The organism is Massilia genomosp. 1 (genome assembly GCF_011682185.1).
In the GTDB taxonomy this organism is placed as follows: domain Bacteria; phylum Pseudomonadota; class Gammaproteobacteria; order Burkholderiales; family Burkholderiaceae_D; genus Telluria_A; species Telluria_A rubra.
This window is the reverse complement of record NZ_WHJF01000006.1, coordinates 101590-120367: the sequence shown is the minus strand read 5'-3', so window position 1 is coordinate 120367 and position 18778 is coordinate 101590. Positions and strand designations below refer to the sequence as shown.

Annotated in this window: 15 protein-coding genes and 1 pseudogene; 12 read left to right on the top strand and 4 right to left on the bottom strand. The window is 65.0% G+C overall.

All coding sequences use genetic code 11. The features are described 5' to 3' along the window. The 6 genes and pseudogenes from F1735_RS03965 to F1735_RS03940 all read left to right on the top strand — a co-directional run. Positions 1 to 209: pseudogene (locus F1735_RS03965) on the top strand (IS1595 family transposase); the annotation flags it as partial. A gap of 264 nt (positions 210 to 473) precedes the next feature. After that, the gene (locus F1735_RS03960) at positions 474 to 650 is read left to right on the top strand and encodes a PEP-CTERM sorting domain-containing protein (RefSeq protein ID WP_167235710.1); all 177 of its coding nucleotides are present in this window, start codon (positions 474 to 476) and stop codon (positions 648 to 650) included. A 152-nt stretch (positions 651 to 802) separates the two neighbouring features. Next, positions 803 to 1552, top strand: coding sequence for an ATP-grasp domain-containing protein (locus F1735_RS03955; RefSeq protein WP_167235709.1), 750 nt, complete (start codon positions 803 to 805; stop codon positions 1550 to 1552). 197 nt (positions 1553 to 1749) lie between these two features. Continuing rightward, positions 1750 to 2010: a hypothetical protein gene (locus F1735_RS03950; RefSeq protein WP_167235708.1), complete on the top strand. Its 261-nt coding sequence runs from the start codon at positions 1750 to 1752 to the stop codon at positions 2008 to 2010. Between the two features lies 1 nt (position 2011). Next, a complete protein-coding gene (locus F1735_RS03945) occupies positions 2012 to 3442 on the top strand; it encodes a multinuclear nonheme iron-dependent oxidase (RefSeq protein ID WP_167235707.1) in 1431 nt (476 codons plus the stop codon). 82 nt (positions 3443 to 3524) lie between these two features. Beyond that, on the top strand, positions 3525 to 4676 hold the full coding sequence (locus tag F1735_RS03940) for a serine hydrolase domain-containing protein (RefSeq protein ID WP_167235706.1): 1152 nt from the start codon (positions 3525 to 3527) through the stop codon (positions 4674 to 4676). A gap of 3 nt (positions 4677 to 4679) precedes the next feature. Here F1735_RS03940 and F1735_RS03935 read toward each other — a convergent pair whose 3' ends face one another. Further along, entirely contained in the window at positions 4680 to 5459 is a 780-nt protein-coding gene (locus F1735_RS03935) for a glutaminyl-peptide cyclotransferase (protein WP_167235705.1), read from the bottom strand. Positions 5460 to 5595: 136 nt separating this feature from the next. Here F1735_RS03935 and F1735_RS03930 point away from each other — a divergent pair, with 136 nt between their 5' ends. The 3 genes from F1735_RS03930 (at position 5596) to F1735_RS03920 (ending at position 10948) form a co-directional block, all read left to right on the top strand. Next, positions 5596 to 6093 carry an arsinothricin resistance N-acetyltransferase ArsN1 family B gene (locus F1735_RS03930; RefSeq protein WP_229505620.1) on the top strand — a complete coding sequence of 166 codons (498 nt, stop codon included), beginning with the start codon at positions 5596 to 5598 and terminating at the stop codon, positions 6091 to 6093. Between the two features lie 86 nt (positions 6094 to 6179). After that, the gene (locus tag F1735_RS03925) at positions 6180 to 9506 is read left to right on the top strand and encodes a DUF2339 domain-containing protein (RefSeq protein WP_229505619.1); all 3327 of its coding nucleotides are present in this window, start codon (positions 6180 to 6182) and stop codon (positions 9504 to 9506) included. Between the two features lie 17 nt (positions 9507 to 9523). Next, positions 9524 to 10948 carry a DUF3999 family protein gene (locus tag F1735_RS03920; RefSeq protein ID WP_167235703.1) on the top strand — a complete coding sequence of 475 codons (1425 nt, stop codon included), beginning with the start codon at positions 9524 to 9526 and terminating at the stop codon, positions 10946 to 10948. Between the two features lie 18 nt (positions 10949 to 10966). Here the strand turns inward: F1735_RS03920 and F1735_RS03915 are convergent, their stop codons facing one another. Continuing rightward, entirely contained in the window at positions 10967 to 12166 is a 1200-nt protein-coding gene (locus tag F1735_RS03915) for a DUF445 domain-containing protein (RefSeq protein ID WP_167235718.1), read from the bottom strand. A gap of 50 nt (positions 12167 to 12216) precedes the next feature. Next, positions 12217 to 12720 (bottom strand): pyridoxamine 5'-phosphate oxidase family protein, encoded by a 504-nt coding sequence (locus tag F1735_RS03910; protein WP_167235702.1) that lies wholly within the window; start codon positions 12718 to 12720, stop codon positions 12217 to 12219. A 260-nt stretch (positions 12721 to 12980) separates the two neighbouring features. Here F1735_RS03910 and F1735_RS03905 point away from each other — a divergent pair, with 260 nt between their 5' ends. Genes F1735_RS03905 through F1735_RS03895 form a run of 3 tightly spaced genes read left to right on the top strand, consistent with a single transcriptional unit; the run spans position 12981 to position 17502 of the window. Further along, positions 12981 to 14945, top strand: coding sequence for a serine protein kinase (locus F1735_RS03905; RefSeq protein WP_373888468.1), 1965 nt, complete (start codon positions 12981 to 12983; stop codon positions 14943 to 14945). A gap of 14 nt (positions 14946 to 14959) precedes the next feature. Then, positions 14960 to 16126: a DUF444 family protein gene (locus tag F1735_RS03900; protein WP_373888467.1), complete on the top strand. Its 1167-nt coding sequence runs from the start codon at positions 14960 to 14962 to the stop codon at positions 16124 to 16126. Then, complete coding sequence (locus tag F1735_RS03895; RefSeq protein ID WP_167235700.1) at positions 16123 to 17502, top strand: SpoVR family protein; 1380 nt, start codon at positions 16123 to 16125, stop codon at positions 17500 to 17502. Before F1735_RS03900 ends, F1735_RS03895 begins: the two co-directional genes overlap by 4 nt. A 39-nt stretch (positions 17503 to 17541) precedes the next feature. Here F1735_RS03895 and F1735_RS03890 read toward each other — a convergent pair whose 3' ends face one another. Beyond that, on the bottom strand, positions 17542 to 18600 hold the full coding sequence (locus F1735_RS03890; protein ID WP_167235699.1) for an SDR family oxidoreductase: 1059 nt from the start codon (positions 18598 to 18600) through the stop codon (positions 17542 to 17544). Positions 18601 to 18778: the final 178 nt, after the last annotated feature.

Here is an 18778-nt window from a genome sequence, read left to right as displayed (position 1 = left end):
CCGTTCTGAGTAACCTGAAAACCGCCACCGGCGGAACCTACCATGCTTTCAATTTCGATAAATATGGTTTTCTCTATTTGGCCGAGGCTCAGTATCGATTTAACCGGCGCTTCGATTTGTCGACCATTTTGACGCGCCTCTTGTACGCTGCTGTCGCCACGGGCAACCGAACCGAAGCGTGGTGTCGGTTAGCTGAAGATCAGCGCTAATCACCTTCTTGATTGACGTTGCAACGACGGTCGAAAAACCCGCCTTGCACGCTCATGATGGCGAATCTGGTGATCACGGCAAGGGTGGATTTGATCAGCCCCCCCTTTTCCTCAGCTCGAGAAGTTTCGGCTTGCCATGGGCATCCAGGCGAAGATTGAAACTGCGGTCGTCTTCGGTGTTTCCGCACCTCGAACGCTGCGGACTTTGCCGGCATCAATGCCGCTCTCGACAATGCCCAATGGGGCGCCGGCGTCACCGTGTGCATGTATACCAACGCATGGGGATACCCGGGATGGGAGTTGCACACCCGCAATGTCAGCCTTGACATGACCACGGGCGTCATTGCTGTTCTGGAGCCGTCGAGCAATGCCATGCTGCTGGGCGGCCTGACCCTGCTCGGCGGGGCCGCGTGGCGGCGCCGGGATAAAAGGAGGACTTGATGCTGTCGTGCTGCCGCACGGGTCGCGACGCCGGCCTGCCAGACATGCTGCGCATCCCGGAGCCAGCGCGCAACCGTATCAGGCAACAGCATATTCCCACCGGGCCGATCCGGTAAGATGTGGTCCGACAACTCACGCCCGACGTTCCCACCATGCCAACCCTGATCCTCACGCCCCGCTACACCGACGACGCCCAAGCCCTGTGGAAAGCCGCCGCCGGCCTCGGCTGGCAAGTCGAACGCCTGACCAGCTGGCGCGTGCCGTCCCCTTTGCAGGCATTGCCCGATCCGGTGCTGTACGGCGAAGCGCTGTTCGGCCCCACGCTGGCGGCGGAACTGGGCCTGGAGCTGCTCAACCCGGCCGAAGACTGGCTGGTGCGGCTGCCGATCGACTACCGCAAGCGCGCCATTTCCTTGTGTACGCTGGGCCAGGCGCGCCAGCTGGCGGCGCCAGCCTTCGTCAAGCCGCCCAACGACAAGAGTTTTCCGGCCGCCGTCTACCGCGGCGCCGACCTGCCCCCGGAGTATGAGGAGGACATGCCGGTGCTGGTGTCCGAGGTCGTTACCTGGGAAAAGGAATTTCGCTGCTTCATCCTCGATCGCACCCTGCGCACCTGGTCGGTCTATTCGCGCGCGGGCCACTTGCAGCGTGACGCCGGTTTCCACAGCACCCTTGAGGAAGATGCGCAAGTTCAAGAGTTCATCGCGCGCCTGCTGGCCGACCCGGCCGTCGACCTGCCGGCCGCCACCGTGGTCGACATCGGCACCATCGCCGGCCTGGGCTGGGCCTGCGTGGAGCAAAATGCGGCCTGGGGCGCGGGCATCTATGGCTGCGACCCCGGCCAGGTGCTGGCCGTGTTGCAGCGTGCCTCGATCCGGACGAGCGCCATCAAAAACATGTGAAGTGTCGCGAATCAAAGACGTTCCGCACTGGCCTTTGATGCCGCGCAAAGTCGGTGCACTTGATGCAAGGCGCGTGAAAGGTGATGCCTATACTTCTAACAGCAGCCAGCCTCAGCATTAGCGCCGAGGCCGTGCTGTCGGGGAAATGCGCCGCATTTTCGAGGGGACAATCACACATTACACAGGAGCGTCACATCATGGATACCAACGCCGTCGATCTGCGTACCACCCTGGCCACACAAGCCATCGACCGGGCCGTCAGCGTTTCGCTGCCGAGCCAGGTATATTTCGACCTGGACCAGTTCCAGCGCGTCCAGAAAGAGCTGCTCGGCCAACTCGGCTGCCCGGCCTGCACCTCGGGCTTCGATATCGGCTACGATATCCAGCGCCGTTTCATCGTCGACGCCAACCTGGCGCTGCAAGCGACCGGGCTGGCGCAAAACCAGCTCTCGCCCTGACATGCGCAACCTGCCCGAAACCGGCGTCGGCATGGTTTGCCTGCCCGGCCTCGAAGCGTTCATCGAGACCGCGCACGAGCTGATCGACGTCATCGAAATCGAGCCCCAGCCGCTATGGTTCAAGTCGGCGGCCGCCGGAGTGCCGTACGCGGTCAATGCCGATGTGCTGGCGCAGCTGTGCGCCGATCCGCATCCGAAACTGGTGCATGGCGTCGGCTTTCCGCTCGGCGGCAGCGTGCCGCCCGAGCCAGACCAGGTGGCGCTGTTTGTCGATGTGGTCAAGGCGCTGGACGCGTCCTGGGCCAGCGAACACCTGAGTTTTTCGCGGGTCGACGGCGCCGGCGGCGTTTTCAATACCGGCTTTTTGCTTCCTCCCGTGCAAAGCGCGCAAACGGTGGCGCTGGCAGCGGCCAATATTCGCGCCCTGAGCGCGCAATTGCCGGTCCCGTTTGCGTTCGAAACCGGCGTCAATTACCTGCGCCCGGTGCATGGCGAAATGTCGGACGGCGCCTTTTTCGGCGCGATCGCCGAAGATGCCGATTGCGCCATCCTGCTCGACCTGCATAACCTGTGGTGCAACGAAAAGAATGGCCGCCAGGGCGTGCTGGCGGCGCTCGATGAAATGCCCTTGGAGCGCGTGTGCGAAGTCCATCTGGCCGGCGGCGACCATCTCGACGGATATTATCTCGACGCCCACTCCGGCCTGGTGCCGCCCAAGCTGATGCAGCTGGCGCACACGGTGCTGCCACGGCTGCCGAACCTGAAGGCCCTCATTTTCGAGATCGTGCCCTCCTATATGCCGGCGCGCGCCATCGCCGAGCGCGAGCTGCGCGCGCAGTTGCTCGACTTGCGCCAGCTGTGGGACGAGCGCAGCAAGCGCCTTCAAGTCGCTTGCGGCGCGCCGCGCGCCAAGGCCCGCAAGATCACGGCGGCCGACAGCGCCTTGCCCTCGCCGACCGAGTGGGAGCGCGCCCTGGCCGGGCGTGTGCTCGAATCGGATGCGGATGCGCCCTTCGCGCAAGTGTTCGACGCCGACAATGGCGTGGCCGTCCTGCGCCAGCTGGTGGCGGCGGTGCGCAGCGGGACCATCGTCGATTCGATGACGCTCAGTTACCGCCTCATTGTGCTCAGTCTCGGCGAGCCCGCGTTTCTGGCGCTGCTGCGGGCGTTCTGGAAAACCCGCCCGCCCGAACCGTTTGCCACCGAAGAAGCGCTCAATTTCGCCGAGTTCCTGCGCACCCAGGCGCTCGCCATTCCGCATCTGGACGAGGTGCTGGCGTTCGAACTGGCGTCGCACCAGGTGCGCATGTACGCGCAGCACAAGACCGTGCGCTTTACCTGCTCGCCGCTGCCGCTGCTGATGGCCTTGCGCCAGGCGCGCATGCCCGATTTTGCCGACCAGGGCGATTTTGCGCTGACCATCGAGCCTTGACGGCGCGCTCATCAAAACAATGCTTGAACCCTGATCCCCGATATCTTACGATGCCGGGAGTGTCGATCATTAAAAGGTTCCAATGCAATCGAAGCGCGTGCCGGCGTCCAGGCCGACGATATTGTCGGCCCTGCCCATCCCTGCCCTCCTGATATCGCTATGCTTGTCCGGATGCGCTTCTTCCAACCGGATCGATCTGGCGTCGCTGAACGTGCGCGACACCTTGCAGGTTCTCGCCGAACAGCACCATGTGTGCGGTGTGGCCGTGGCGGTCATCAGGCAAGGCCAGCTTGCGTCGATCGATGCGGCGAGCGGCTGCACGCCGGCGCTGCAAGTCAATGCCGACAGCGTTTTTCAGGCGGCCTCGCTCAGTAAACCGGTGTTCGCGTATGCGGTACTGAAGCTGGCGGCGCAAGGAAGACTGGAACTCGACGCGCCGCTCACGAGGTATTTGCCGCAAGCTTACCGGCACCAGTTCGATCCGCTGAAAGCGCAGCCGTCCGAACTGGTGACCGACCCGCGACTTGCCGCCATTACCGCGCGCATGGTGCTGAACCACACCTCGGGATTGCCGAACTGGGCGTCCGGGCCGTTGCGTTTCGAGGCCGTTCCCGGAACCGCATGGCAGTATTCGGGCGAAGGCTACGTGCTCTTGCAGCGCGCGGTGGAGGCCATCACCGGCCAGCGGCTCGACCGATTCATGCGCGCCCAGGTATTCACGCCCTTGGGCATGACCCATAGCGACTATGCATGGAGCGAACGCATCGCCCCGAACCTGATGCCGGGAACCAAGGCAAATGGCGCACCGAGGGCGGGCATGGCGCTCAATGAGCCGAACGCCGCTTTTTCTCTCCACACCTCGGCGGCCGATTATGGCAAATTCCTGGTCGCGCTGCTCGGCGATGACGAGATCCTGGCGCAGTTGAGCGCATCGCCAGTGCCGGTCGACGCGGGCCTGGGCCTGAGTTGGGGCTTGGGATGGGGAATCGAGCGCGACCGGGACGCCTCGTATATTTGGCATTGGGGAAACAATACCGGCTACCGCGCCTTCGTGATGGCCTCCGCCCGGACCGGAGACGGTTTTGTGATGCTGACCAACAGTGAAAATGGCCTGGAACTGGCGCAACCACTGGCACAAAAAATCGTGCCGGGCGAGCACAAGCTGTTCCGCTCACCGATCCTGGGAACGGATATGTTGAACATGCTCTGCAACACCCTGCATATCTGCCTGTAGCGTTCAGCGCGGCTGGCGGCGCACCAGTTCGATCTCGAACAGCTTGGGCCACAATTTGCCGGTGACGAACAGGCGCTTCTTCTTGCCGTCGTAGGCAATGCCGTTCAGCACATCGGCCGTCCCGCTCGCGCGGCTCTTTTCATCGAGCAGGCCGGCCAGGTCGATCCAGCCGACCACCTTGCCGCTGGCCGGGTCGATCCGCGCGATCACGTCCGATCCCCACACATTGGCATACAGTTCGCCGTCGACCCACTCCATCTCGTTGAGGCGGTCGATCGGCTTGCCCTCGGCGGTGACCTGGATGCGCCGCACTTCGGCCAGGGTCTTGGGATTGAGCACGCGAATGACGGCGCTGCCGTCGCTCATGAACACATCGCTGCCGTTATTGGCCAGGCCCCAGCCTTCGCCGGGATACGAAAAGGTCTGCTTCATCTTCAGCGTGGCCTTGTCGAACACAAAGCCGACGTGCGAAGTCCACGTCAGCCCGACGATGGTGTTGCCGACATCGGTGATGCCTTCGCCGAAGTAGTCGGAGGCGATGTCGGTCTTCATCAGCACCTTGCCGGTCTTCAGGTCGGTCTTGCGGACCGAGGACTTGCCGTTCAGCCCTGTGCTTTCGTACAAAATGCCATCGGTATAAAACAGGCCCTGGGTAAATGCGTCCGGATCGTGCGGGTACGTATTTTTGACCAGGAAGCCGTACACGGGAATGGCCGCCTGCGCGGCAGCGGCGGCGCCGCCGGCCAGCAGCGCAGCGGCGGCCAACAGGATCAATCTCTTCAAATAACACCTCGGGTCGGAGCGATGAAACGGGCGTCATGCCGTTTCTCAAGGCATGAATACTAATACAATTGGGCAGGAACGGCGTCGCAAGCGCGGGCGCTGCCGAAAAATTAATCACTCACCATGGGAGTCCTGCTTGAATATTCGCGATGCCGCAGCCGGCGATGCCGCCGAAATTGTTTCGATCTATAACCACTTCATCCTTACCACCAGCGTGTCATTTGAAGAAGAAAGCGTCAGCGAGCAGGCCATGGCCAGCCGCATCGCCGACATCCAGGGCGGCGCGCTGCCGTTCCTGGTGCTCACCGATGGCGACACCATCACCGGCTATGCCTACGCCACCAGATGGCGCGTGCGCCACGCCTACCGCTTCGCCGCCGAAACCTCGATCTACCTGCTGCCCGGCCACGGCGGCAAAGGCCACGGGGCGGCGCTGTACACCGCCTTGCTGGCGCGCCTGGCCGAGGCCGGCATTCACATGGCCATTGGCGGCATCGCGCTGCCCAATCCGGCAAGCGTGGCCTTGCACGAGAAATTCGGTTTCAACAAAGTCGCCCACTTCAGCGAGGTCGGCTTCAAGTTCGGGCGCTGGATCGACGTCGGGTATTGGGAGCTGAAACTCGAAGGCGCTTGAAAAGCCACCCGCAATCTATCAGTGGCGGTTTCTCTTGGGAATGATAGTATGCAAAATTGCCTAGTTTGCAAGCCAAGGAAAAATTGATGGAAGTATTTCTATTGTTGCTGGTGGTGGCGTCGTACGCGCACTTCCTCAGTGTGAGCAAGGATGCCCGACGGCGCACCGATGCCCTGGAAAAGATGCTGGCGAAACTGAAAGCGGAAGTTGTGGCGCTCAGGGACGAAACTGGGCGGCGCACCGTCGCCGATTCGGCGGCGGCGGCCGCCGCGGCGGTGCAGGGCGCGCTGGCGCGCAACGAGGCCGCCAGGGCGGCCAGGACGGCGGCCAGGACGGCGCGCATGCAGCCGGATATCGACACTACCGCCACTGCCGCGAGAGCTGTGGACGTTGCGCGCCAGCCAGCACCGCAGGCAAGGCCGCAGCCGATTGCGCCGGCAGCGCCAACGGCGCCGAAGGCGCCACCCGTCCTCCGGGCTGCCGCCCCCGTTCCTGTCGCCCCAGCACCTGCGGCGCCGGCTCCCGTGCCGACCACAGCCGTCGCGCCCGCCCCTGCGCCGCAGCGCGCCGCAGCGTATGCGCCGCGCGGCGATACCACCCCGGCCTGGGTCACGGCGGCAAAACACTGGATGTTTAGCGGTAACCTGGTCGCCAAGCTCGGCCTGCTGATCCTGTTCATCGGCGTCAGCTTCCTGCTCAAGTACGCGGTCGAACGCAACATTGTGCCGATCGAGCTGCGCCTGGCCGGCATCGTCATCGCCGATATCGCCCTGCTGGTCTGGGGCTGGCGCATCCGCGAGAGCCGGCGCGGCATCAGCCTGCCGGTGCAAGGCGCGGCGCTCGGCATCCTGATGCTGGTCACCTTCGGCGCCTTCCGCATGTACCAGCTGATCCCGAGCGGCCTGGCGTTCGGCATGCTGTTCGCGCTGACCTTCTTCACCTGCCTGCTGGCGGTGCTGCAAAACGCCTTCTGGCTGGCCGTGTTCGGCATTACCGGCGGTTTCCTGGCGCCGATCATGACGTCCACCGGCCAAGGCAGCCATATCGGGCTGTTCTCCTACTACGCCTTGTTAAACGCCGGCATCCTCGGCATCGCGCTCAAGCGCGCCTGGCGCACGCTCAACCTGATCGGCTTCGCATTCACCTTCGTCATCGGCACCGCATGGGGCGTGTTGCGCTACGTACCCGAGAACTACCTGTCCACCCAGCTGTTCCTGATCGTCTTCGTGCTGTTCTACGTCGCCATCGCGATTGCTTACGCGAAGCGCCAGGCGCCCGCGCTGAAGAACTATGTCGACGCCACCCTGGTGTTCGGCGTGCCGCTGGTGGCCTTCGGCCTGCAGTACGGTCTGCTCAAGGACACCCGCTTCGGCGTGGCCTTCTCGGCGCTCGGCCTGGGCCTGTTCTACACCACGGTGGCGCTGCTCATGTGGCGGCGCGGCGCGCACAACTTCCGGCTGCTGGTTGAATCGTTCCTGGCCATGGGCCTGGTGTTCGGCACACTGGCCCTGCCGTTCGCGCTGGACGGCCGCTGGACCTCGGCCGCCTGGGCGCTGGAAGGCGCCGGCGTGGTCTGGGTCGGCTTGCGCCAGCGCCAGGCGCTCACCTGCGCCTTCGGCTTGCTGGTGCAAGCCGGCGCGTGGATCTCCTTCCTGGCGGCGATCGCCGGCATCGGCGGCGGCGCCGACGCGGCCAATGCCAACCTGTGGCTCGGCTTCCTGCTGTTGACCGGCACCGCCTTCCTGATGGCCACCAACTTCCGCGCGCGCGAAGCCGAGCTGCCGTCGCCGTTGCCGGGCTGGCTGGGCGGCGCCTTCCTGACGGTGGCGGCGATCTGGCTGGTCGCCGGCGCCTGGACCGAAGCCATCCTGCGCAGCAGTGGCGGGGTCCAGGCCACCCTGATGGCGGCCAGTGCCCTGGTGGCCTCGATGATCCTGGCCTTGATCGCCAGGCGCATGCAGTGGCCGCTGGCGCGCGCGCTGGCCCTGGCCGTGCAGGTGGTGGCCGGCGCGGTCCTCGCGCTGCTGGTCTGCGCCATGCTGCTGTTCGCGTTCGACGCCGACGTCCAGCTGTTCCAGACCCCGTTCCTGGCCGCGCTGCTGATCTTTGCCGGCGCCATCTTCAGTAGCTGGGCCATGCAACGCGGACCGCAGCCGCAACAGCCAACACTGTCGAACATCATGCTGCTCTGGTCGGCTGCGTGGTGGTTCGTTCCGGTCCTGATGCTGTTCTGCGTGTGGCTGACCCGCCACTATCAGTTGGTTGCGGGCGGCTATTCGCACGACTCTGCCTCCTTGTACGCCTATGGCGTGGCGCTGGCGCTGTCGGCGCTCGCGTTCGCGGCGGCGGCAAAGCGCCTGGCCTGGCCGGCGCTGCGCTGGTTCAGCGGCGCGGCCTGGGCCGGCCTGGTGGTGGCCACCGCTTGGACCCTGTCGGTGCTGTACGGCGGCGACACGGTGGCGCTCGAAGCGGGCGTGGCGCTGGCCTGCCTGTGGCTGACCTCGGAGTACATGCTCAAGCGCTGGCCGGCCAACGGCTGGGCCGTGGCCGCGCCCTGGCTGGCGCTGCTGCACACGGTGCGCACCGCCGGTCCGTGGCTGATGATCTGGCCGCTCGCCTCGATCGCGGTATCGCGCTGGCTGTTCGGCGTCGATAACGCCGATGCGGTGCTGCTGAGCCAGGCTGGCTGGCAAACCAGCGGCAGCTGGGCGCGCTTCATCCCGGCCTGGCTGATGATGCTCGCCATCGTCTGGCTGATCGGCCGCGCGCGCGCCGACAAGTGGCCAGCGGCGCCGGTCGCCGGCTGGCACCGCAGCACCCTGATCCCGCTGGCGACCGGCTGGTCGCTGATGCTGGCAGCCGTCTGGAACCTGACCCAGGATGGCGCCATGGCGCCCCTGCCCTACCTGCCGGTTCTCAATCCGCTCGACCTGACCACCGGCTTCGCGGTGGTGCTGGCGGTGGCCTGCTACCGCATGCGCCTGCATGATGCACGCAGCGACGACGATCGCGCGCTGCTGGCGCGCGTGCCCGCGGTGCTGGCCTGGGCCGGCTACGCCTGGTTCAACCTGATGCTGTTGCGCACGGCGGCGCATTATCTGCACATCCCGTACAGCGGAACCCAGTTGTACGACTCGCAGTTCATCCAGGCCATGCTGTCGCTGGTGTGGAGCATTTCGGCCCTGCTGCTGATGTGGCGCGCGGCCAAGCACGCCTCGCGCAAGCAGTGGGTGATCGGCGCGGTGCTGCTTGGCCTGGTAGTCGGCAAGCTGTTCCTGGTCGACCTGTCGAACGTTGGCGGAGTGGCGCGCATCGTCAGCTTTGTCGGGGTCGGCCTGCTGATGGTCATGATCGGCTATATTGCACCGTTCCCAACGCAACAAGAAAGTGCGCCGGAAGCGCCGGCGCCATGAACCAAGGACCCACGTTGATGTCAAATATTCCCAAGGCTTCGCTGGTGCTGGCGGCGCTGGCCGCGGCAAGCTCTCCCCTGGCGCTGGCCGAGGCCCCGCTCAGCGACCTGGCGGGCGACTACCGCCACGCCTTGCCGCTGACCGTCAGCGGCAAGGAATCGGTGGTCCAGCTGCGCCTGCCCAAGGACGTGTACCTGCACGCCCGCACGGCGGACTTGCGCGACCTGCGCCTGTTCGATGCGCAGGGCAACAAGCTGGCGTTCAGCTTGCAGGAACCGATGCCGCGCGCCGAGCGCTCGCGGCGCGACCTGCCGGTGCGCCTGTTCGGCGTGCAAACGGCGCGCCCGGCCGGCTCCCTTGCCGACACCGACATCGAAGTGCAGCGCTCCGGCGACGGCACGGTGCTGTCGGTCAGCGCGCGCACGCGGCCGGCGACGGGCGCGGCCGATGGCGGCATGGACACGCTTGTGCTCGACCTGGGCGCCAGCGCCGCGAGCGCCACCATCGATGCGCTGCGCTTCACCCTGCCCGCCGGCGTGAGCGGCTACAACGCGCGCGTCGTGCTGGAAGTGAGCGACGATCTGAAACACTGGGATACGGCCGGCGAGACCGACCTGTCCTGGCTGGTCAACGAGCGCAACGAAACCCTGGCCAGCGACCGCATGGACTTCGAAGCGCGCGCCTTCCGTTATGCGCGCCTGAGCTGGCGCCAGGGCAAGCCGCTGCGGTTCGCCGGCATTACCGCCGAATCGCCGCTGGACACGGCGCTGGCGCCGCAGGTGGAACGCCTGCTGATCCAGCCCAAGCCGGGGCGCTTTGCCAACGACCATGTGTATCCGGCCTCGGTGGCCATTCCGGTGCAGCGCATCGGGGTCGACCTGGGCGAGCAAAACGTGGTCATGCCGGCCCAGCTCGGCCATTATGTGGAATTGCCCGACCGCGAGGGCGGCAAGACCAGCACCTGGCACTTCGAACCGCTGGCGGCGGCCACCTTCTACCAGTTGACCCAGGGCGGCAAGCGGCGCGCCTCGGGCGACATCGGCATCACGCCGGCGCACCAGACCGAGTGGGTGCTGCGCACGGAAAACGCCGGGGCGACGGCGCCGGCCCTGCGCCTGGCCTGGACTCCATCGACAGTGGTATTTCTCGCCAACGGCAAGCCGCCCTACCGGCTGGCCTTCGGGCGCGCCGACGCCAAACCGGGCGCCAGTGCGCTGGCGCAGGTCGCGCCCGGTTTTACTGCCGCCGAAATTGCCGCCCTCGAAAGCGCGGTGGCCGGGCCGCTGCAAACGTCCACGGCTGCTCTGACCGAAGGTCCCGGCGCGGCCGGCAAGGCGGCCGACGCCGCGCGCATGCGCATGTTCGCCCTGTGGGGCGCGCTGCTGGCGGGCGTGGGCGTACTGAGCTTGATGGCGTGGCGCCTGATCAAGCAGATGAAATAGCCAGTCCGGCGCCGGGCATCAGGTGAACAAGAGCGAGACGCAATGCAGCGCCAGCCCCACCAGCCCGCCGACGATGGTGCCGTTGATGCGGATATATTGCAGGTCGCGCCCCACGTGCAGCTCGAATTTGCGCGCGATGGTGTCGGCATCCCAGCTGCGGATCACGCGCCGCACCAGGGCGATGATCAGTTCGCGCCTGGACACGATGGTCTGGGCCGCGAAGGTGCGCAGCCAGTCGTTGATGCGCTGCTGGATCGCCGGATTGCGCTCGAGCGCGCGGCTGAACGCCTGCAAGGCCGATTGCAGGTGCGCCGACAGTTTCGAGTTATCCGATCCGGCATCGGCCAGCAAGCGGTCGCGCACGTCTTCCCACACCTGGCCCACATAGGTGCGGAACAGTGGATGGTTCAGGCTGCTCTCTAACAGTCCGCGCAATTTTTCTTCGTATTCCGGCGAGTGCGCCAGGTTCTCGATCAGCTCTTCGGTGGCGGCCTGGAAGCGCACCCGCCATTCGCTGTCTTCGCCCTGGATCTCTGCCAGCGTATTTTGCACCCCTTCCATCAGGCGCTCATAGAATTTTTCATCGATGGCGCGCGGCAACCAGCGCGGGCTGTGCTCGTGTACTTTCTGGCGGATGTAGGGGCGATGCGCCTCGAGCGCGCCTGAAACGAGCCCGAGCAGGCGTTCGAGCAGCACATGATGCTGGCGCCCCGCCACCAGCACCGACAACACTTGCGACAGGATCGGCGCCAGCTTGACGTCCTGCAGCGCGCCGGACAGCGCCTCGCGCAGGAAAGCGGCGGCATCCTTGTCGTCGATCATGCGCAGCAACACCGGCACCGCGCTGACGGCCTGGTCGGCCACGGCGCGGCTGTTGGCGCCCTGCGCCAGCCAGTGCGCGGCCGAGCCGGCGAAGTCGATGCGCACCAGTTCGGCATGCACCACATCGTAGCTCATGAAATTTGTTTCGAGAAAATTGCCCAGGTTTTCGCCGATTTTTTCCTTATTCGTGGGAATGATGGCGGTATGCGGGATGGGCAAGCCCAGCGGATGGCGGAACAAGGCGGTCACGGCGAACCAGTCGGCGATCGCGCCGACCATCGCCGCCTCCGCGAACGCGGCCACGAAGGCAAACGCCGCATGGCGCGGCTCGAGCAAGCGCGCGGCCACGAACACCAGCGCCATCGCCACCAGCAAGCCGGTGGCGATCCGACGCATGCGCGTCAGCCCTGCCTGCTGTTCGCTTTCGCGCACGGAGCGAGGCGTAATCAGAGCTTGATCGTGCCGTGTTCGCCCGGATCGACGTCGGGGGTGGTGCCGGTCAGGACGGCCTTGGCCATGTCGAACAGGCCGACCACCTTGCCGCCGGTCGAATCCCAGTACTCGGCGCTGCTCGAGACCACGCGCACCAGCACCACATGCGCATCATCCGGGCCGTGCGGGTACCAGGCCTGGACAGCGGGGTTCCACATGGCCTTGATCCTGGCGCGGTCGACGATGCGCTCGGCGCGGCCGCTGACCGACACATAAGTATGGTCTTCCGGCTCGGCGAAGCTGACGTTCACGTCGGGGTGGGCGACGATGTCTTCCCACAGTTCGCTATCGGTCGAGGTGTAGAACCACAGCTTGCCTTCATTGTCGGTTTCCTGGTTGGTCATTGGACGGCTGACGAGGCGGCCCTGGGCGTTGACGGTCGTGAACATGGCGAAGCGAATCGACTTGATCTTGGACTTCAACTCAGCCACTTGATCGGAATGGTTATATGCTGACATGGGCTTTTCCTTCACACAGTTCTAGGTTATAAAGAAACTGTATCGTAATCGCAATGGTCGAGCGCTTCTGTGCGCAAGCGAACTTATTGCGCAGCATGGCCGGATGAGCCGGGTCGTGCATACCGGTCACCGGGTTTTCAGCCCCCCTTCACTACATCAGCTCGTAAAACTCCCCATTGGTTCAATGGCGCACATTGATGTGTATCAGTTTGCGCATTGAGCCCGCGCTGATACTGAAAGAAGACCAACCAGGAGCCAACGTGAGTATTCCCGGCGACGAGCAAGCGACCATCCTGCACGACCCGCACGCCTCTTTCATCGAGAGCCTGGGGGTGTTCACGCGCCAGCACCGGGCCGGCCACTGGTCGGGCAGCTTCGCGCAGTTCATGGAACAGGTGCTGTCGCGCACGCCGCAGCAGGTCGCGCGCAGTTCGCACCAATATATATGGGACATGATCCGCGCCACCTGCACCGAGGGTGGCGACGGCCACTTCCGCTGCCGCCTGTTCGGGGAAGACCTGTTCGGCATCGACGACGCCATCGACCGCGTGGTCGACTACTTCAAGGCGGCCGCCGCCGGCTCCGAGATCGGGCGGCGCCTGTTGCTGCTGCTCGGGCCGCCCTCGGGCGGCAAGTCGACCCTGGTCATCCTGCTCAAGCGCGGGCTGGAAGAATACAGCTACACCGACGACGGCGCGCTGTATGCCATCGGCGGCTGCCCGGTGCGCGAGTCGCCCCTGCACCTGATTCCGCACACCCTGCGCGCCACTTGCCGCAACACCTATGGCATCGATATCAGCGGCGACATCTGTCCGCATTGCCGCGCCCGTCTTGAAGACCAGTACGCGGGCGACTTCATGCAGATGCCGGTCGAGCGCTTCTTCGTGTCCGAAGCGGGGCGCAGCGCGATCGGCACCTACGCCCCGCACGACCCCGCCACGGCCGACCTGGCCGACCTGGTCGGCTCGGTCGACCTGTCCAAGGTGGCGCAATACGGCGACGAGGGCGATCCGCGCGCGTGGTCGTGGTCGGGCGCGGTGTACGCGGCCAGCCGGGGCGTGCTGGAGATGATCGAAATCCTCAAGGTCAAGCGCGAATTCCTGTACCTGCTGCTCACGCTCACGCAAGAAAAAAACGTCAAGGTGTCGCGCTTTCCACTGATCTACCTGGACGAAACGATCCTGGCCCACACCAACCTGGCCGAGTTCCGCCGCTTCCTGCAAGAAAGCGAGAACGAGGCGCTGCTCGACCGCATGGTGATCATCCAGGTGCCGTACACGCTCAACTACAAGGAGGAGGCGCGCATCTACAAAAAGCTCATTTCGTCGGCCGCGCCGGCGTTTCGCGACGTGCATCTCGACCCGCACGTGCTGCACGCGGCGGCCGTGTTCGCGATCCTGAGCCGCATCCAGGACAGCGACGACAAGGAGGTCGAACTGGTCAAGAAGGTGCGCATTCACGCCAACGAAGAAGTCGACGGCATGAACCGCGCCGACGTGCGGCGCATCAAAGAAAAAGACAAGGCGCCCGACGAAGGCCTGGCTGGCGTGTCGCCACGGTTTGTGATCAATGCCTTGTCGAACGCCATCATCAGCTCCAACCGCAAGAGCCTGTCCACCATGGACGTGCTGCTGGCCCTGAAAGACGGAATCGAGAGCGACGCCCGCATCGACCCCAAGAAAAAGCGCAAATGGGTCGATTACCTGGTGCTGACGCGCAAGGATTTCTACAACCGCTGGGTCAAGGAAGACGTCCACAAGGCCTTGTTCGTGTCTTTCGAACAAGAAGCCCAGGACTTGCTCAACAAATACCTGGACGAGGTCGAAGCCATGCTCGACAACCGCCAGATCAAGGATCCCATCACCAACGAAGAACGGCGGCCCGACGAACGGTTTTTGCGCGCGGTGGAAGAAAAGATCCATGTTTCGGAGTCGGGCAAGCAATCGTTCCGCCAGGAAGTGGTGCGCAAGGCGATGGGCGCCTACAAGCGCGGCGCCAGGTTCGGCCTCGACAGCCATCTCCAGCTCAACGACGCGGTACAGCATTACCTGTTCGAACAGCGGCGCGATGTGCTGCGCCTGGTCAGCTCGGCCAAGCGGCCGGACGACGAAATCCGCACCAAGATTTCCGCCGTCGAGAAACGGCTGGTCGACGAATACGGCTACGACAGCCACAGCGCGCGCGAAGCGCTGAACTATGTCACCACCTTGCTGGCCCAGGAATAGCCCGGAGAAACGGCGTGAGCACTTCCATCGACACGGCATGGTACGAGCTGTTCTCGCGCGGGGCGCGCGACTGGCTGCGCCACAACGACAAGGTGCGCGAGGCCGTGCAACACCACCTGCCCGAGCTCATTGCCGGTCCCGACCTGATCACCGGCCCGCAAGAGCGCACCGTACACGTGCCCGTGCGCATGCTCGAACACGCCCGTTTTCGCCTGGCCGACGCCCGCAGCGCGACCGGCGCCGGCCAGGGCGCCGGTAAACCGGGCGATGTGCTGCTGCCCGGCACGCCGGAGCAAGACAGTGGCGCCCTCCAGGACGGTGGCGGCAACGACGATGGCAACGTGACCTTGCTGCTCGAACTGTCGATCGACGAGGTCATGGACTGGGTGTGGGAAGAACTCAAGCTGCCCGAGCTCACCCCGAAGAACAGCGCCCGCATCGACGAGGTGGAACTGGTGCGCGAAGGCTGGGACAAGCGCGGCGCCCGCTCGCGCCTGGACCGGCGCCGCACGGTCAAGGAGGCGATCAAGCGGCGCGCCGTGCAGGCCGACGCCGTGCCATTCACCAACGACGACCTGCGCTTCCGGCAACTGGTGTCGCGCCCGCGCCCGAGCACCAGCGCGACCATATTGTTCGTGCTCGACGTGTCGGCCAGCATGAGCCGGATCGAACGCAAGCTGGCCAAGTCCTTCTTTTTCTTCGCACTGCAAGGCATCCGGCGCCAGTACGCCAGGGTGGAGACGCGCTTTATCGCCCACACCACCCACGCCTGGGAGTTCTCGGAGCGCGAGTTTTTCCAGGTGTCGGGCATGGGCGGCACCATCGCCTCGAGCGCATTCCGGCTGGTGCTCGACCTGATTCGTACCGAGCTCGACCCTGCGCAACACAATCTGTACATGTTTTACGCGTCGGACGGCGAAAATTTTTCCGAAGACCGCGCCGCCGCCAGCGCGGCGCTGACCGAACTGGGCAAACTGTTGAATTACACCGGCTATATCGAAACCCTGCCCGGCGTGCCGCGCGCGCTGGAGACCGAAACGCGGCGCCTGTGCAACGAGCTGGAGCGGCGTGGCGTCCGCATCGGCAGCACGGTGCTGCGTACGCCGGACGATGTCTGGAGCGCGCTGCGCAAGTTCTTCACCAGCGAAGGCGCCCAGGCGTCGGCGAAGGCGGCCCGATGAACACCTCGGCTGCCGTCCTGGCCGACTACACGGCCCGCCTGGAAGCGCTGGCGCTCGACCTGGGCATGGATTTCTATCCGGTCAACTTCGACCTCGTCCCAAGCAACTTCATGGTCGAGATCGCCGTGTACGGATTGCCGGTGCGCATGCGGCACTGGTCCTTCGGCGTGCGCTACATCCACCAACTGGTGCGCCAGCACATGGGACACTCGAAGATATTCGAAGTCATGTTCCCGGGCGACCCCTGCCACGCCTTCATGCTTGAGAAAAATTCGCTGGCGGAAAACACCCTGGTGACCGCCCACGTGCTCGGCCACGCCGATTTTGCCAAGAACAATCAGTTGTTTTCACGCTTCATGGCCATGGCTGGCAGCCATATCCTGCAACAGAGCGCCGCCCGCGCGCACCGGCTCGAACGCGCGCTGGCCGCGCACGGGCGGGCGCGGGTCGAAGCGGTGCTCGACGCCGCGCTGGCGCTCGAAACGCATATCGACATCAACCAGCCGCTGCACCGGCCACGCTATCCCGCATTCCTGGCGCCGCGCGCCGGCCCCGCCGCCAATCAGTTCCACGACCGTTTCGCGCGCCTGCCCGGCGAGCACGCCGAGCCGCCGCGCGACGATACGCCGCAACGCGCGCCGCTGCCACCCCAGCCCGAATACGACCTGCTGTGGTTCATCGCCCAGTACGCGCCCGACCTGGAAGACTGGGAGCGCGACATCTTCCTGGCCGTGCGCGAAGAAGCCTACTATTTTCATCCCATCCACGCCTGCCAGATCATGAACGAAGGCTGGGCCTCGTACTGGCATGCGCGCCTGCTGCGCGAAGCCACATTTTTGCCGCATGAGCTGTATCTTTCGGCGGTCAAGTCGCATTCCGACGTGGTGCGCCCGTTTGCCAGCGGCCAGCAACTGGCCCTGTCGCTCAACCCCTACCACCTCGGCTTTTCGCTATGGGAACACCTCATCGACAAACACGGGCTGGAGCGGGCACGCCAGATCTGCCGCGAAGAAGACGATTTCGGCTTCGTGCGCAACTACCTGGACCAGGAACTGGCGGACAAACTCGAGCTGTTTGTGTACGAGGCGCGCCAGGACGGCGACGCCAAAATTGCCAGCCGCGACATTCATCAGATCCGCGAAGCGATCCTGGCGCCCAAGTTCAATTTCGGCGCCCCCTGCATCGCCGCCGGACAGGTGGGCGCCGATGGTGCGCTGGCGCTACAGCACGACTACCTGCGCGACGGCCGCGGGCTCGACTTGCCGCAGGCCGAAAAAGTGATGGATTACGTGGGACGGGTGTGGCGCCGCCCGGTGACCTTGCGCACTGCCGACTTTCGCGGCATCGTGCGCGTACTGCCGTCCCGCACACCATGACAGTCAAGCCGCCGCCATGCAGGACACCGCGCACGCCGGCTACGAGCGCGACGTGCCCAGATGCGCCACGTACCAGTCCAGCGCTTCCCGCAAGCCCTGTTCCAGGCGGTGCGTGGGCTGATACCCAAGCAGGCGACCCGCCTTCGAAATATCGGCTTGCGAATGCCGCACATCGCCCGCCCGGAACGCGCCGTATTCCGGCTGGTAATCTTCCAGGTGGGCGAAGCGTGCGGCCAGCAGCGCATGCATCATCGCGTACAGTTCGTTCAGGCTGGTGCGCGCGTTCACCGCCACGTTATAGACCTGGTTGACGGCGGCCGGATCGTCGACCAGGCTCGCCAGCAGATTGGCTTGCACCACATTATCGACAAAGCAAAAGTCACGACTGCTGTCGCCGTCGCCATTGATGCGTAGCGGCCGGTTGTGGATCATGGCGTAAAACCACTGGGGAATCACGGCCGCGTACTCGCCGCGCGGGTCCTGGCGCGGGCCGAACACATTAAAGTAGCGTAAACCAATGGCGTCGGTTGCGTAGCAGCGTGCAAACATGTCGGCATACACTTCATTGACGTGCTTGGTGAGCGCGTACGGCGAGAGCGGCTGCCCGATATGTTCTTCCACCTTGGGCAAGTCGGGGTGGTCGCCGTACGTCGCACTCGAGGCCGCATACACGACGCGCCGCACCCTGGCGTCGCGCGCGGCCACCAGCACGTTCAGGAAGCCGATCAGGTTGACGTCGCTGGTGAGGATGGGGTCGGCGATCGAGCGGCCGACCGAGCCCAGCGCAGCCTGGTGGAGCACGAGATCGACATCCTGGCAGGCGCGCCGGCAACTGTCCAGGCAGCGGATATCGCCCTCGATGAACTTGAAATTTTCCCAGGCCGAGGCCGGCACCACGGCGCGCACTTGCGCCAGGTTGGCGCGATAGCCAGTCATCAGGTTGTCCAGGCCGGTCACGCGCTGACCGAGCCTGAGCAAGGTTTCCAGCAAATTCGACCCAACAAAACCGGCCACGCCGGTGATGAGCCAATGATGCCGCGTCTCGCGCAGGCCTGCCAGGACCTGCTGGTAACGGCTATTTTCGGGGGTGCTCAGCATCAATATCTCCAGGCAGGGTGGACTGCACCAGCGGCGCACCTGCACATACTGCGGCACCGCGCCGGCCGGGACCGACGAAGCGCCAATGATAGGGAAACCGGCGTCCAGCAGGCCGGCAACAGCGGTACCTCACATCGCCGGAGAAGCCGACGCCCCGCCCGGCGACCACACGAGAGCG